Raw genomic sequence first — 14,281 nt, forward strand, 5'->3', positions numbered from 1 at the left:
GGCCGCCATCGGCGGCCCCTGAGCACTCAAGTCGGGGTGACAGGATTTGAACCTGCGACCTCGTCGTCCCGAACGACGCGCGCTACCAAGCTGCGCCACACCCCGAGGTGCTCGACGAGTCTAACCCGCCGCTGCGGCGGACCCGGCAGCGGGCCTCAGCACTCCCGCGCGGTCAGCGTCAGCAGCGTCGCCTCGGGCGGGCAGGCGAAGCGCACGGGGGCGTAGGGGCTGGTGCCCAGGCCGGCCGAGACGTGCAGCCAGGTGCCGTTCGGGTTGCTCTGCGTCGGCTCGGCCCAGCGGTGCAGCCACCGCACCCGGTCGCGGTCGATGCCGCAGTTGGTGACCAGGGCCCCGTAGAACGGCACCCGCAGCTGGCCGCCGTGGGTGTGGCCGCACAGCAGCAGGTCGTAGCCGTCGGCGGCGAAGCGGTCGAGCACCCGCGGCTCGGGGGAGTGCACGAGGCCGATGCGCAGGTCCGCCGTCGGGTCGGCGGGGCCGCCGACGCGCTCGTAGCGGTCCAGCTTCAGGTGCGGGTCGTCCAGCCCGGCGAAGGAGATCCGCCGTCCGTCGACGGTGAGCTCGCCGCGCGCGTTGGTCAGGTTCAGCCAGCCGCGCTCGACAAGCCCGTCACGGAGGTCCCGCCACGGCAGCCGCTCGCCGTGCACCCGCTTGTGGTTCTTCTTGAAGTACTTCAGGGGGTTCTTCGGCCTGGGCGCGAAGTAGTCGTTGGACGACGTGACGAAGGCGCCCGGCCGGTCCAGCAGCGGGTCCAGTGCCCGGAGCGTGGGCGCCACCGCGTCGAAGCCGGCCAGGTTGTCGCCGGTGTCGATGACCAGGTCCGGCTCCAGCTCGGCCAGCCCGGCGACCCACTCCTGCTTGTCCCGCTGACCGGCGGTCATGTGCAGGTCGGACAGGTGCAGCAACGACAGCGGGCGAGACCCGGGCGCGAGGACCGGGACGTCGAAGCGGCGCAGCGTCCACCGGGTGCGCTCGTAGAGGCTCGCGTAGGCGACGGTCGCCGTCCCGGCGGCGACGGCGGCGGAGGGCAGGGCGGTGTACCAGCGCACGAGAGCCCAGGGTACGGGCTCTCGTCACAGGACGTGCCGTGCCAGGCTGGCAGCGTGACCGAGCTCAAGGACCAGCTGCGCGCCGACCTGACCACCGCGATGAAGAGCCGCGACGAGCTGCGCACCGCGACGCTGCGCATGGCCCTGGCCGCGGTCAGCGCCGAGGAGGTCGCCGGCAAGGAGGCCCGGGAGCTCAGCGACGACGAGGTGCAGGCGGTGCTGCGGCGGGAGGCCAAGAAGCGGCGTGAGGCCGCCGACGCCTTCGCCGAGGCCGGCCGCGCCGAGCAGGCCGACCGGGAACGGGCCGAGGGAGAGGTCCTCGCCGGCTACCTGCCCGCGCAGATGGAGGACGCCGACCTCGCCGCGCTCGTCGCCGACGTCATCACGCAGACCGGGGCGTCCGGCATCAAGGACATGGGCCGCGTCATGGGCGCGGCGCAGGCCTCCGTCGCGGGGCGGGCCGAGGGCTCACGCGTGGCGGCGGAGGTGCGCCGCCAGCTCGGCTTCGGCTGACCGTTGCGGCGGACCGGCCCGTCAGCCGTTCCCGCCGCCCCCACCGCCGTCGTTGTTGTTGCCCGGACCGGAGTTGTCGCCGCCGCCGGTGCCGGGACCGTTGCCGGCATCGCCGTCCTGGGAGTTGTCACCCTCGGCGGGCGGCGCCGGGTTGGCCGGCTCCGCCACGAAGCCGGAGCCGTCGCTGACCTGGATGGTGATCGTCTGGTCCTGCGTGGCCCGCGAGCCCGACGGCGGGTTCAGGCCGACGAACGTGCCCTCCTCCTCGTCGCTCTCCACCTCGGCGGTGTCGTAGCGGAACCCGGCCGACTCCAGCACCGACTTGCAGCGGCTGACCGACCCGCAGTTCGGCACGACGCGCGTGTTGCCGTTCATGACGGTCTGGTCGGCCGGCGGGAAGTCCGCGGTCGGGGCGGCGTTGAGGATCGGCGCCATCGCGTCGTGCCAGATCGTCGCCGGCTTGTTGCCGCCGAAGCCGCCGACGTTCTGGTTCTCCTTGGGGTTGAGCACCATGACGCTGGCCGTGTACTCGGGCGTGTAGCCGACGAAGGCCGCCGAGAAGTTGCTCTGCGAGGTGCCGGTCTTGCCGGCGATCTGGTGCCCCGGCACGTAGGCACGGGCACCGGTCTGGCCCGAGTTCCCGGGCTCGACGTCCTTGCGGAGGATCTGGTTCAGGGTGGTCGCCACGCCGCTCGGGATCGCGTCGGCGTGGCAGTTGTCGTCGGTGATCACCGGGTTGCCGTCGTCGTCGGTGAGCGGCTGGCCCGACCGGTCGAGGATCTGCACCACCGGCGTCGGGTCGCACTGGGTGCCGCTGGCGGCCAGCGTCGAGTAGGCGCTGGCCAGGTCCAGCGGGCTGGTCGGCTCCGCGCCGAGGGTGAACGACCCGCGCTCCTCGTCGATGATCTGGTCGGCGATCCCGTCGATGGAGTGCAGGCCCATCCGCTGGGCCATCCGCACCGGCTTCTCGACGCTGCCGAGGGCGTCCTCCAGGGCCACGAAGTACGTGTTGGAGGACATGTACAGCGCCCGCACCATGTCCAGCGTGCTCGGGTAGTTGCCGGCGTTCTCGACGGAGTAGGCGCCGCCGCCGTTCTTGTAGACCCGCGACGTGTACCGGTTGCCGGTCGTCAGCGTGTAGTACTGCGAGTAGCCCTCCTCGAGGGCGGCTGCCGCGGTGAACACCTTGTACGTCGAGCCCGAGCCCTGGCTGGCCGCGGTGTTGAGGACGACGGACTCGCACTCCTGCGCGTCGCAGCCGTAGCGGCGGTTGACGCTCATCGCCAGCACGTGCCCGGTGCCGGGCTCGACCGCGGTGTACATGCCGGCCAGGGACGCGCCCATCGGCAGCGTGTTGAGCACCGCCTGGTCGCCGGCGACCTGCATGTCGGGGCGCAGCGAGGTCTGGATGGTCAGCCCGCTGTCGTTGATCTGCTGGTCGGTGAGGCCCAGCGTGTTGACCAGGTAGCTCTTGAGGTAGGCGCAGAAGAAGCCGCCGACCGCGGCGTCGATGCAGCCGTTGGGCGGGCTCTGCCCCTCGATCACCTGCACCGGCGCGGCGGTCGCGTCGGCGAGTTCCTTGTCGTCGATGTGCCCGAGCCGGTTCATCCGCTGCAGCACCTGGTCGCGCCGGGCCTTGGCGTTCTCCGGGTTGGTGATCGGGTCGTCGTTGGTCGGGCTCTGCACCAGGCCGGCCAGCATCGCCGCCTGCGGCAGGTTCAGGTCGGCCGCGTTGACGCTGAAGTAGCGCTGCGCGGCGGCCTGGATGCCGTACGCGCCCTCACCGAAGTACACGATGTTCAGATACCGGGTGAGGATCTCCTCCTTGGAGTACTTCTCCTCCAGGGCGAGGGCCAGCCGGGCCTCGCGCAGCTTGCGGCCCGGCGTCTGCTCGGTGGCCGCCCGCCGCTCCTCCGGCGTCGCCGCGGTCTGCAGCAGGGTCTGCTTGACCAGCTGCTGGGTCAGCGTCGAGCCGCCCTCCCGCACCGAGCCCGCGGCCACGTTCGTGACCAGGGCGCGCAGGGTGCCCTGGACGTCGAGGCCGTTGTGCTCGTAGAAGCGCGAGTCCTCGATGTCGACCAGCGCCTGCTTCATCACGTCGGCGATCTGGTCGCTCGCCACCGGCGTCCGGTTGTTCGTGTAGAAGTTCGTGATCAGCGAGCCGTCCGCGGCGACCACCTTGCTGGGGCCGGCCGGTGTCCGGTCGGTCAGCTCGCTGGGCAGCGCGTCGAGCAGCGAGGCGGAGTTGCGGGCCACCAGGCCCGTTCCGCCGATCCACGGGAACAGGACGCCGGCGAGCAGGGCACCGGCCAGGACGATCGTTCCGGCGAGCTTGGCGAGCAGCCTGGTCCGGAATCGCGCATTATCCGACATCGCAGGCCAGGGTACGTGGCCCGCGGCTCGGACGCGGTCGCGCTCAGGGACGGCGCGCGGGCAGGATTCGCGTCCTCGGCGTGCCGGTCGGGGTGTCGTCGTCGGGGCCGGTCAGTTCCTCGCCCATGACCCGCAGCCCGTCCACGTCGTGGACGTCGCCGGCGGCGGCCGGCACGGTCCGGACGGCGACCTCCGGGTGGGCGCTGGTGAACCGGTCGGCCAGCCGCTGCTCCCGCGCGGCCTGGGTCATCCGCTCGGCGTGCACGCGCAGCGCTCCGGCAGCCAGCTTCGCGCCCGCGGCCCCGGCGTCGACGACCTCCTCCGCGGCGGCCTCGGCGCGGGTGGCCGACAGCGCGATGGTCGCCGGCGGGTGCGTGCGGTTGAGCACCAGCCCGGCCAGCGGCATGCCCTCCGTGGAGAGCCGGTCGACGAAGTAGGAGGCCTCGCGCAGCGCGTCGGGCTCCGGCGTGGCGACGACGACGAACGACGTCCCCGGCATGCGCAGCATCTCGTAGGTGGCCGTGGCCCGTTCCCGGAAGCCGCCGAACATGGTGTCCAGCGCCGCGACGAACGCGGAGATGTCCTGCAGCAGCTGGCCGCCGAGGATCTTGGAGATGATCCGGCTGAACACCATGAAGCCGGCGCCGACCAGCCGCATCCCGGCCCGGCCGCCGGCACGGGCCGGCGCCGTCAGCAGCCGGATCATCGTGCCGTCGAGGAAGCGGCCCATCCGGTTGGGGGCGTCGAGGAAGTCCAGCGCCGACCGCGACGGCGGAGTGTCGACGATGATCAGGTCCCACTGCTCGGTGGCCCGCAGCTGGCCCAGCTTCTCCATCGCCATGTACTCCTGCGTCCCGGCGAAGGACGAGGACAGCGCCTGGTAGAAGGGGTTCTCGAAGATCTGCTGGGCCCGCTCGGGGCTGGTGTGGGCGGACACGACGTCGTCGAACGTCCGCTTCATGTCCAGCATCATCGCGTGCAGCTCGCCGTCCACCCCCGGGACGTCGACCCGGCGCGGCTCGTTGTCGAGCTCCACCAGCCCGAGTGACTGCGCCAGCCGGCGGGCCGGGTCGATGGTGAGGACGACGACGGTGCGGCCGGCCTCCGCCGCGGCCAGCGCCAGCGCCGCCGACGTCGTCGTCTTGCCCACGCCGCCGGCGCCGCAGCAGACGACGATGCGCGTGGCGGGGTCCCGGATGAGCGCGTCGAGGTCCATCGGCGCGGGCTGCGTCACGCCGCGGCCCTCGCGCGGACGTGCGGCTCCAGCCGCGCGGCCAGCTCGAACAGGCAGCCGACGTCCATCGGGCCGGGCATCAGCGGCAGCTCGATCACCGGCCGGCCCAGCGCCTCGACGTCCCCGCGCAGGGCGTCCTGGGCGGCCCAGCGCTGCGCGTGCTCGATCGCCTCGGCGGCCAGCGCGTCGGCGAGCGCGCCCGGCAGGTGCACCGCCTGCAGCGCGGGGGCGAGCTCCGCGCCGGTGAGCCGGCCCTCGGCGGCCGGGGCGAGGCCGGCCTCGGGCAGCAGCGGCTCGGTCGCCATGTTCACGATCACGTTGCCGACGGGCAGGCCGGCCGCGGTCAGCTCCTCGATCGCGTCGGCGGTCTCCTGCACCGGCATGTCCTCCAGCAGGGTCACCAGGTGCACCGCCGTCTGCGGCGACTTCAGCACGGCCATGACGCCGTCGCTCTGCGTCTTGATCGGGCCGGAGCGGGCGAGTTGGCCCATCTCGTTGGTCACGTTGAGGAACCGGGTGATCCGGCCGGTGGGCGGCGCGTCGACGACGACGGCGTCGTAGACCCGGCGCCCGTCGTGCCGGCGGGTCACCGCCTCCTTGATCTTGCCGGTGAGCAGCACGTCGCGCAGGCCGGGCGCGATCGCCGTCGCGAAGTCGATCGCGCCCATCTTGCGCAGCGCCCGCCCCGCCCGCCGCAGGTTGTAGAAGAGGTCGAGGTATTCGAGGAGCGCCTCCTCGACGTCGATGGCCAGCGCCTTCACCTCGCCGCCCCCGCGGGTGACCGCGACCCGTCGCTCCTCGTACGGCAGCGGCGGGGTGTCGAACAGCTGCGCGATGCCCTGCCGCCCCTCCGTCTCGATGAGCAGCACGGTGCGTCCCTCGGCGGCCAGCGCGAGGGCCAGGGCGGCGGCGACGGTGGTCTTGCCGGTCCCGCCCTTGCCCGTGACCACGTGGCAGCGCACGGGCAGGGGATCGGAGCTCACGACACCCAGCCTAGGAGCAGCTCCCGCGCGCGGCCCCGTCCGGTAGGCGCACCCGGAGACGCCGCGCCCCAGGTGCGGGCGCTAGCGTCCTGGCCATGAGCGAACCGGTTCGGCGCAAGTGGGAGTACGCCACGATCCCGCTCCTGGTCCACAACACCAAGGCGATCCTCGACTCCTGGGGCGTCGACGGGTGGGAGCTGGTGACGGTGCTCCCCGGCCCGGGCGGCGCCGAGCAGCTGGTCGCCTACCTCAAGCGCCCGACGGACTGAGGCCCCGATGAGTGCCCCCACCCCCTCGGACTCCGGCGCGCAGAGCTGGCGCGCCCGGCTCACCGAACTCGGCATCCGGCTGCCCGCGGTGGCCGCCCCGGTCGCGTCCTACGTGCCGGCCGTGCGCAGCGGGCAGCTGGTGTTCACCAGCGGCCAGCTGCCCTTCGTCGAGGGCGGCCTGCGTCGCACCGGCAAGGTCGGCGGCTCGGTCGAGGTCGAGGACGCCGCGGCCGACGCCAAGCTGTGCGCCCTCAACGCGCTGGCCGCCATCGACGACCTGGTCGGCCTGGACTCCATCGCGCGGATCGTGCGGGTCGTCGGCTACGTGGCCAGCGCCGAGGGTTTCAGCGGCCAGCCGCGGGTGGTCAACGGCGCCAGCGAGCTGCTCGGCAAGATCTTCGGCCCGGCCGGCGAGCACGCCCGCAGCGCCGTCGGCGTCGCGGAGCTGCCGATGAACAGCCCCGTCGAGGTCGAGCTCACGGTCGAGCTGAAGGCATGACGGCAGAGCCGCGGCAGGCGGCGACGGTCCTGTTGCTGCGCGACGGTGCCCCTGGGCTCGAGGTCTACCTGCTGCGCCGCACGAAGGGCATGCCGTTCGCGGGCGGCATGACCGCCTACCCCGGCGGCGGCGTCGATGACCGGGACGGCGACACCGAGATCGCCTGGGCCGGGCCCTCGCCGGCGGACTGGGCGGCGGCGTTCGGCTGCGACGAGCGGATGGCGCGCGAGCTGGTGTGCGCCGCGGTCCGGGAGACCTTCGAGGAGGCCGGCGTGCTGCTGGCCGGCTCGGCCGACGGCAGCGACGTCGTCCCGGACGTCTCGGGCGACGACTGGGAGGAGCGGCGCCAGGCGCTGCTCTCGCGGGAGCTCTCGCTCGCCGAGCTGCTGGCCGAGCGCGGGCTGGCGGTGCGCTCGGACCTGCTGCGCCCGTTCGCGCACTGGATCACCCCGCCGGTGGAGCCGCGGCGCTACGACACGAAGTTCTTCGCGGCCGCGCTGCCGGTGGGCCAGGAGGCCCGGCACGTGTCCGGCGAGGCCGACGAGGCGAGCTGGCTGACACCGGCCGCGGCGCTGGCCGAGGCGGAGTCCGGGACCCGCCCGATGCTGCCGCCGACGCAGCACACGCTCGGTCAGCTGGAGCCGTTCCCCGACGTCGCGGCCGCGCTCGCCGGGTCGCCGCCGGAGCCGCTGCACCCGATCAGCCCGACCTTCGAGGAGACCCCCGACGGCCGCTGGGCGGTGCTGCCCGACGGCACGCGGATCCGTCTGGTCACGCCCCTCCCGCACTAGGCGTAGGCCGCCTACGTGGAGCGACGGCGTTGAACGGCTGAGGCCCGGAACCGCGGCGGTTCCGGGCCTCAGGCGTTCGGAGGGTCAGCGCGCGCGGCGGCGCAGGCGCTCCTCGTCGAGGACGACGACCGACTTGCCCTGCAGCTGGATCCAGCCGCGGTGCACGAAGTCGGCCAGCGCCTTGTTCACCGTCTCGCGGGAGGCGCCGACCAGCTGGGCCAGCTCCTCCTGGGTGAGGTCGTGGCGGACCCGCAGGCCCTCGGCGTCGCGGCTGCCGAAGCGGTCGGCCATCTGCAGCAGCGCCTTGGCCACGCGGCCCGGGACGTCGGTGAAGATCAGGTCGGCGACCGAGTCGTTGGTGCGGCGCAGCCGGCGGGCGAGCACGTGCAGCAGCCGCTCGCCGACCTCGGGGTGCGCCTCGATCCACGGGCGCAGCACCGACTGGGGCATGCGCGCGAGCTTCACGTCGGTCACCGCGGTGGCGGTCGCCGTCCGCGGGCCCGGGTCGAAGACCGAGAGCTCGCCGAACTGGTCGGACGGGCCCATGACCGCCAGCACGTTCTCCCGCCCGTCGGGGGAGCGGCGGGACAGCTTGATCTTGCCGGACATGACGATGTAGAGGCTGTCGCCCGGCTCGCCCTCGTTGAAGACCACCCGGCCGCGCGGGAGCGTCTGCGTCTCCAGGCGGCTCGCGACCGGCTCCACCGCGTCTTCCGCGAGTCCCTGGAAGAGCCCGGACTGGGCCAGCACGTCGTCCACTACGCGTCCTCTCACACCGAATTCTCGATCGGACGCCCGCGGCATCCGTGTCCGACGGGTGAGTCTAGGGGGCTGTGCGGATCATCACCCGTTCGAGATGGCCGAACATGCCCCCGACGGGCGAGTGTTCGCCGTCACATCGCAGGTCAGATGAGCGGTGCCGTGGATCTCCGCGCCCGGCTGCTGCGGCGCCGCCGCCAGCGGCTCAGCGCCCGCCGGATGCCCGACGTCGCCAGGGTGTCCACCTCGCCGGGGGTGGCCGTCGACAGGAACTCGTCGACCTCGCGGCCGGTGGCCGGACGGCGCAGCGGCTCCTCGACCCGCTCCATCACGAGCAGGAACGCGATCAGCAGCGGGGGGAAGAGGATGACGATGAGGGCGACCATGCGAACCTCCTCGGCCGGTTCGTCTGCGGGGGAGGGATACCCGCGCATCCGACGGGGAACGCCTCGGCGGCTCCAGCGGCCTTCGATGATGACATGACCGGTCGATGTCAGGCTGTCCGCATACCCTCGACCGCGTGTCCACGCCCGTCTACGCGCGCCCTCAGCGGGGCCGTCCGGCCGCCGTCCGCCGTCCCGGCCGCGGTGCCCTGCCTGGCGGATCGCCGTTCGACCCCGACGAGACGCCGCTGGCGCGCACCCGGCGCGCGCGGCGCATGGCGCGCGAGCTCGCGGTGATCCACCCCGACGCGCACTGCGAGCTGGACTTCACCAACGCCTTCGAGCTGCTGGTCGCCACCGTGCTCTCCGCGCAGACCACGGACAAGATGGTGAACAAGGTCACACCGGTCCTGTTCGCCAAGTACCCGGACGCGTTCGCCCTCGCCGGCGCCGACCGCGAGGACCTGGAGACGATCCTCAAGCCCACCGGCTTCTTCCGGGCCAAGGCCAACTCGGTGCAGGGGCTCGCCCGGGCGCTGGTCGAGCGGTTCGACGGCGAGGTGCCCGGGCGGATGAGGGACCTGGTGACGCTGCCGGGCGTGGGGCGCAAGACCGCCAACGTCGTGCTGGGCAATGCCTTCGACGTCCCGGGGCTGACCGTCGACACGCACTTCGGCCGGCTGGTCCGGCGGTTCGGCTGGACCGCCGAGGAGGACCCGGTCAAGGTCGAGGCGGAGATCGCCGAGCTGATCCCCAAGCGGGAGTGGACGATGTTCTCCCACCGCGTGATCTTCCACGGCCGGCGGGTCTGCCACGCCAAGAAGGCCGCCTGCGGCGCCTGCGGCCTCGCGCAGTGGTGCCCCTCCTACGGCATCGGCCCCACCGACCCGGAGCTGGCGCTGAAGCTGGTCAAGTCCCCGGCCGCGTCGGACACCGAATGAGCCGGCCGCGCTCGGCCGCGCTCGCGGCGCTCCTCCTGGCCGGGCTGCTGGCCGGCTGCGGCCCGTCCGACACCCCCTCGCCGGTGGCCGGCCGGGGCGTCGACCCGGCCGACGCCGCCGGCGAGAACCTGCTGCCCTGCCCCGAGCCGACCGGCACCGCCGCCGCCGGCGCCGAGCTGCTCCCGCCGCTGGCGTTCGACTGCCTGGGCGGCGGCACGCTGGACCTCGGCCGCGCCCCCGGCGTCCCGACCGTGGTCAACCTCTGGGCGAGCTGGTGCGCACCGTGCCGGGAGGAGCTGCCGCTGATGCAGCGGCTCGCCGACACCGCCGGCGGGCAGGTGGCCGTGGTCGGCGTCGTGAGCAAGGACGGCACGGAGCAGGCCACCTCGTTCGCCGCCGACGCCGGCGCGAGCTTTCCCAGCGCCTTCGACGGCGAGGGGGAGCTGATGACCGGGCTCGGGCTCAACGCGCTGCCCTACACCTACTTCCTCGACGCCGACGGCGCGATCACCTACACCCAGGTCGGGCCGGTGGACTCCCTCGACGAGCTGCGCACGCTGGTCGCCGAGCACCTCGGGGTGCAGGTGTGAGCGGCGGGAACGGCTGGGACGGCGTCCCGGACTACCTGCTGCGGCTGGTCGACGCCACGGTGGACCTGCCGCTGCGGCACGCCGCGCCCCGGCCGAGCGCCACCGCCCGGCGCTCGGCGGTGCTCATCCTGTTCGGCGAGGGCCCGGCCGGCCCGGACGTGCTGCTGATCGAGAAGTCCACCGCGCTGCGCCGGCACGCCGGGCAGCCGGCGTTCCCCGGCGGCGGCGCCGATCCCGAGGACGACTACCCGATCGAGACGGCGCTGCGCGAGGCCGAGGAGGAGGCCGGCATCGACCCGGACGGCGTCCGCGTGCTGGCCACGCTGCAGGAGCTCTACCTGATGCCGTCGGACAACCTCGTCGTCCCGGTGGTCGCGTGGTGGGACGACCCCCGCGACGTCACCGTGGGCGACCCGCGGGAGGTCGCCCGGGTGGCGCGGGTCCCGCTCGCCGACCTGGTGGACCCGGCCAACCGGTTCCGGGTGTCGCACCCGTCCGGGTACATCGGCCCGGCCTTCGGTGTCGCCGACATGGTCGTCTGGGGCTTCACGGCCGGGCTGCTCGACGCGATCCTCGAGGCGGCGGGGCTGGGCGTGCCCTGGAACCGGGACGACGTCCGCCCGCTGCCCGAGCCCGGCGCCCGCTCGGCCGCCCTGCCGGGCACGCTCGGCGAGGGCGGTGACGAGGACGACGCCGCGCCGACGGTCGCCGACCCCGCACCCGACGGCCCGCCGACGCGTACGGTCGGCCCGCGATGACGGTTCTGGGGGGACCGGGCCCGGCGGCGCGGTGGAGCGGAGCATTCGTGGTCGGAGTGGTGCTGGCAGCAGGGGTGCTGTCCGGCTGCGGCGGCGGAACCGGCGGGGGCTCGCCCGCCGCGTCGTCGTCCACGGCCGCGGACCTCGGCACGGTGACCACGGACGCCGAGGGCGTCCAGGAGGTCACGCTGCAGACCCAGGACGACTACGTGTTCACGCCCGACCACTTCACCGTGCAGCCGGGCCCGGTCCGGCTGACCGTGATCAACGTGGCCGCCCAGCTGACCCACAACTTCCGGTTCACCCCGGACGCGCTTCCCGAGCCCATTCCCGCCGAGATCCCGCTGCTCGCGCCGGGCGACCGGCAGACGATCGAGTTCACCGTCACCGCGCCCGGCGACTATCCGTTCGAGTGCAGCTTCCACACCCAGCTCGGCCAGGTCGGCACGATGACAGTCGGTGGGTGAGCCATGTCGATCGTCGATCTGATCCTCATCGCGCTGGCCCTGCTGTTCGCCTTCTCCGGGTTCCGGCAGGGGCTCATCGTCTCGGCCGCCTCCTTCCTCGGCTTCTTCGGCGGCGCGGTGCTGGGGGCGCAGCTGTCCGGGCCGGTGGCCGACCGGATCAACGGCTCGAGCGTGACCCGCGTGTTCGTCGCGTTGGTCGTGGTGCTGGCCGGCGCCCTGCTCGGGCAGTTGCTCGCCGGCGCGGTCGGCCGGGCGGTGCGCCGCCGGGTCACCTGGGAGCCGGCCAAGATGGTCGACGCGGTGGCCGGGGCGGTGCTGTCCGCGGCCGCGGTCCTGCTGGTCGCGTGGATGGTCGCCACGCCGCTGGCCAGCTCGCCGTTCCCGCAGGTGGCCAGCCAGGTGCGGCAGTCGGCACTGGTGCAGGCGGTGGACGCCGCCGTGCCCGACAGCGTCCGCGCGGTCTACGACAACCTGCGCGAGGCCATCGACCGCCGCGGCCTGCCCGACGTCCTCGACCCGCTGACCCCGACGCAGGCCCGCCAGGTCGAGGCGCCCGACCCGTCGCTGAAGGCCAGCCCCGTCGTCGAGCACGTCTCCGGGTCGGTGGTGAAGATCAGCGGCGTCGCGCCGTCGTGCTCGCGGCAGATCGACGGCTCCGGGTTCGTCTACGCCGACGACCGCGTGATGACCAACGCGCACGTCCTGGCCGGCGTGACCAACCCGGTCGTCGAGGCCGAGGGCGAGGACTACGACGCGGTGCCGGTCTACGTCGACCCGGAGACCGACATCGCCGTCCTCGCCGTGCCCGGGCTGCCGCAGGTACCGCTGTCCTTCGCGGCGGAGGACGTCGACACCGGCGACGACGCGATCATCATGGGTTACCCGGGCGGCGGCGGCCTGTTCGTCGGCCCGGCGCGCGTGCGCGACCGGGTCGACATCAGCGGGCCCGACTTCCGCAACCAGCAGACCGTCGTGCGCGACGTCTACGCGCTCAACGGCCAGGTGCGCGCGGGCAACTCCGGCGGACCCCTGTTCGACCCGGAGGGGCGCGTGCTCGGCGTCGTGTTCGCCTCGGCGATCGACGACCCGAACACCGGCTACGCCCTCACCGCGGACGAGGTCGCCAACGCCGCGACCCGCGGCGCCACGAACCAGAGCCCCGCCGACACCGGCCCCTGTGAGTAGAAGGACCCCCGAGGCAGCAGGTCACCTCGCCCAGGCGGCGACCGCGGCGGTGACCTCGTCGGGGGCCTCCTCCGGGAGGAAGTGGCCGATGCCGGGCAGGGTGCGCCACTCGTAGGCGCCGGCGACGTAGCGGCCGGAGCCCTCGGCGGTGGTCGGGAGGATGTACCGGTCGGCGCCGCCGTGCAGTTGCAGCGTGGGCGCCGAGATCGGGGCGGCCATCCGGCGGGCGTAGCGCAGCCCGTCCGGGCGCAGCTGGGAGCGGCCGGCCCAGCGGTAGTACTCCATCGCGCCGTAGGCGGCCTGCGGGATGCGGGCCGCCGCGCGGTAGCGGCCGACGGCCTCGGCGAAGTCGGCGGTGTGCGTCCACGCGGGCCCGGCCCAGCGGCGCATCAGCTCGGCGACCGGGTCGTCGTCGGCCCGGGTGAGCCGCCGCTCCGGCAGCCGGGGCAGCTGGAAGCGCAGCGCGTGGCGCAGGGCCGTGCGCTGGGCGCCGTCGGCGACCGCCGCCCGCAGCCGCCGCGGGTGCGCCATCGAGCAGACCACCAGCCGCCGGACGCTGCGCGGGTGCAGCGCCGCCGTCGTCCAGGCGAGCAGCCCGCCCCAGTCGTGACCGACGACGACGGCGTCCTGCTCGCCGAGCGCGCGGACCAGCGCGGCCACGTCGGCGGAGAGGCTGGGCAGGTCGTAGCCGCGGGGCGGCTTGTCGCTGGCCCCGTACCCGCGCAGGTCGGGGGCGACGACCCGGAACCCCGCCGCGGCGAGCCCGACCAACTGCGCCCGCCACGTCCACCAGAACTGCGGGAAGCCGTGCAGCAGCAGGACCAGCGGGCCCTCGCCGGCCTCGGCCGCGTGCAGTCGGACGCCGTTGGCCGAGATGTCGCGGTGGGTCCAGGGCCCGGGCAGCAGGACGCTGGTGGCGTCGGGGAGGACGTCGTCCGGGGTGGGCACCGGCAGCGGCTGGCGGGCCCGTCAGACCAGGTAGCTGTCGGGGTCGCGCTTGGTGACCTGACCGTGCGCGACGACCGGCAGGTCGCGGCGGCGCCGGCCGGGCTCCTCGCGGTGCAGGACCTCGGGCAGCTCGCGCAGCGACTCGATGGTCCGCTCCGGCTTCTCGATCTTCTTGATCGTCTGGCGGCCGAACAGGGCGGCCGCCGCGCCGATGAGGACCAGCAGGAACCAGACGATCAGGTAGGAGATCCAGCGCTCGAGGCCGAGCCAGGTGAGGAACTCGGCGAAGGCGATGCCGAAGAAGAACGCCGAGAACGCCACCACCACGCCGGCAGCGCCGAAGGCGCCGGCGCCGATACCGGCCTTCTTCGCCGACTTGCTCATCTCCGTCTTGGCCAGCTCGATCTCGGCACGCACGAGCGTGGACATGTCGGCCATCGCGCTCTGGACGAGCGCGCCGACGGAGGGCTCCTGGGCCCCGGTGGTCCGGCTGGACGCTGCGCTGTGGGCCACGACGGGCT

At 73.8% G+C, this 14,281-nt stretch carries 17 protein-coding genes and 1 tRNA gene; 9 read left to right on the top strand and 9 right to left on the bottom strand.

The features are described 5' to 3' along the window. Nucleotides 1-31: 31 nt before the first annotated feature. Both AB3388_RS01625 and AB3388_RS01630 read right to left on the bottom strand, forming a co-directional pair. Nucleotides 32-105, bottom strand: a tRNA-Pro gene (locus AB3388_RS01625). A gap of 50 nt (nucleotides 106-155) precedes the next feature. Continuing rightward, the gene (locus AB3388_RS01630; protein ID WP_495409007.1) at nucleotides 156-1,067 is read right to left on the bottom strand and encodes a metallophosphoesterase; all 912 of its coding nucleotides are present in this window, start codon (nucleotides 1,065-1,067) and stop codon (nucleotides 156-158) included. A 54-nt stretch (nucleotides 1,068-1,121) separates the two neighbouring features. Between AB3388_RS01630 and AB3388_RS01635 the strand changes: the two genes are divergently transcribed. Beyond that, nucleotides 1,122-1,580 (top strand): GatB/YqeY domain-containing protein, encoded by a 459-nt coding sequence (locus AB3388_RS01635; RefSeq protein ID WP_495409008.1) that lies wholly within the window; start codon nucleotides 1,122-1,124, stop codon nucleotides 1,578-1,580. Nucleotides 1,581-1,601: 21 nt separating this feature from the next. Here AB3388_RS01635 and AB3388_RS01640 read toward each other — a convergent pair whose 3' ends face one another. The 3 genes from AB3388_RS01640 to bagA are packed head-to-tail and all read right to left on the bottom strand — an operon-like array spanning nucleotide 1,602 to nucleotide 6,170. Beyond that, nucleotides 1,602-3,953 carry a transglycosylase domain-containing protein gene (locus AB3388_RS01640; RefSeq protein ID WP_495409009.1) on the bottom strand — a complete coding sequence of 784 codons (2,352 nt, stop codon included), beginning with the start codon at nucleotides 3,951-3,953 and terminating at the stop codon, nucleotides 1,602-1,604. A 43-nt stretch (nucleotides 3,954-3,996) separates the two neighbouring features. Beyond that, a complete protein-coding gene (gene bagB / locus AB3388_RS01645) occupies nucleotides 3,997-5,187 on the bottom strand; it encodes an ATPase BagB (RefSeq protein ID WP_495409010.1) in 1,191 nt (396 codons plus the stop codon). After that, nucleotides 5,184-6,170 (bottom strand): ATPase BagA, encoded by a 987-nt coding sequence (bagA, locus tag AB3388_RS01650; protein ID WP_495409011.1) that lies wholly within the window; start codon nucleotides 6,168-6,170, stop codon nucleotides 5,184-5,186. Before bagA ends, bagB begins: the two co-directional genes overlap by 4 nt. 95 nt (nucleotides 6,171-6,265) lie before the next feature. Between bagA and sp36 the strand changes: the two genes are divergently transcribed. Genes sp36 through AB3388_RS01665 form a run of 3 tightly spaced genes read left to right on the top strand, consistent with a single transcriptional unit; the run spans nucleotide 6,266 to nucleotide 7,729 of the window. After that, nucleotides 6,266-6,439: a Sp36 family protein gene (gene sp36, locus AB3388_RS01655; RefSeq protein WP_495409012.1), complete on the top strand. Its 174-nt coding sequence runs from the start codon at nucleotides 6,266-6,268 to the stop codon at nucleotides 6,437-6,439. A 7-nt stretch (nucleotides 6,440-6,446) separates the two neighbouring features. Further along, nucleotides 6,447-6,938: a RidA family protein gene (locus AB3388_RS01660; RefSeq protein WP_495409013.1), complete on the top strand. Its 492-nt coding sequence runs from the start codon at nucleotides 6,447-6,449 to the stop codon at nucleotides 6,936-6,938. After that, nucleotides 6,935-7,729: an NUDIX hydrolase gene (locus AB3388_RS01665; protein ID WP_495409014.1), complete on the top strand. Its 795-nt coding sequence runs from the start codon at nucleotides 6,935-6,937 to the stop codon at nucleotides 7,727-7,729. Before AB3388_RS01660 ends, AB3388_RS01665 begins: the two co-directional genes overlap by 4 nt. 84 nt (nucleotides 7,730-7,813) lie before the next feature. Here AB3388_RS01665 and AB3388_RS01670 read toward each other — a convergent pair whose 3' ends face one another. Both AB3388_RS01670 and AB3388_RS01675 read right to left on the bottom strand, forming a co-directional pair. After that, nucleotides 7,814-8,488 (bottom strand): Crp/Fnr family transcriptional regulator, encoded by a 675-nt coding sequence (locus AB3388_RS01670; RefSeq protein WP_495409015.1) that lies wholly within the window; start codon nucleotides 8,486-8,488, stop codon nucleotides 7,814-7,816. 146 nt (nucleotides 8,489-8,634) lie between these two features. Next, on the bottom strand, nucleotides 8,635-8,874 hold the full coding sequence (locus tag AB3388_RS01675; protein WP_495409016.1) for a hypothetical protein: 240 nt from the start codon (nucleotides 8,872-8,874) through the stop codon (nucleotides 8,635-8,637). A 134-nt stretch (nucleotides 8,875-9,008) separates the two neighbouring features. Between AB3388_RS01675 and nth the strand changes: the two genes are divergently transcribed. From nth to AB3388_RS01700, 5 genes are read left to right on the top strand one after another with little or no spacing between them, the layout of a single operon-like run. Further along, nucleotides 9,009-9,812 carry an endonuclease III gene (gene nth, locus AB3388_RS01680; RefSeq protein ID WP_495409017.1) on the top strand — a complete coding sequence of 268 codons (804 nt, stop codon included), beginning with the start codon at nucleotides 9,009-9,011 and terminating at the stop codon, nucleotides 9,810-9,812. Continuing rightward, nucleotides 9,809-10,402, top strand: a complete 594-nt coding sequence (locus AB3388_RS01685; protein ID WP_495409018.1) for a TlpA family protein disulfide reductase — start codon at nucleotides 9,809-9,811, stop codon at nucleotides 10,400-10,402. Before nth ends, AB3388_RS01685 begins: the two co-directional genes overlap by 4 nt. Continuing rightward, the gene (locus AB3388_RS01690) at nucleotides 10,399-11,160 is read left to right on the top strand and encodes an NUDIX hydrolase (RefSeq protein WP_495409019.1); all 762 of its coding nucleotides are present in this window, start codon (nucleotides 10,399-10,401) and stop codon (nucleotides 11,158-11,160) included. Before AB3388_RS01685 ends, AB3388_RS01690 begins: the two co-directional genes overlap by 4 nt. A 47-nt stretch (nucleotides 11,161-11,207) precedes the next feature. After that, nucleotides 11,208-11,627 (top strand): cupredoxin domain-containing protein, encoded by a 420-nt coding sequence (locus AB3388_RS01695; protein WP_495409020.1) that lies wholly within the window; start codon nucleotides 11,208-11,210, stop codon nucleotides 11,625-11,627. Nucleotides 11,628-11,630: 3 nt separating this feature from the next. Further along, complete coding sequence (locus tag AB3388_RS01700; protein WP_495409021.1) at nucleotides 11,631-12,812, top strand: MarP family serine protease; 1,182 nt, start codon at nucleotides 11,631-11,633, stop codon at nucleotides 12,810-12,812. Between the two features lie 21 nt (nucleotides 12,813-12,833). On the opposite strand, the gene AB3388_RS01705 is transcribed toward AB3388_RS01700, so the two are convergent. Both AB3388_RS01705 and AB3388_RS01710 read right to left on the bottom strand, forming a co-directional pair. Beyond that, entirely contained in the window at nucleotides 12,834-13,760 is a 927-nt protein-coding gene (locus tag AB3388_RS01705) for an alpha/beta fold hydrolase (protein ID WP_495409022.1), read from the bottom strand. Nucleotides 13,761-13,781: 21 nt separating this feature from the next. Then, a complete protein-coding gene (locus AB3388_RS01710; RefSeq protein ID WP_495409023.1) occupies nucleotides 13,782-14,273 on the bottom strand; it encodes a phage holin family protein in 492 nt (163 codons plus the stop codon). Nucleotides 14,274-14,281 lie beyond the last annotated feature (8 nt).

The sequence above is a fragment of the Geodermatophilus sp. SMS 5-13 genome (genome assembly GCF_059428245.1).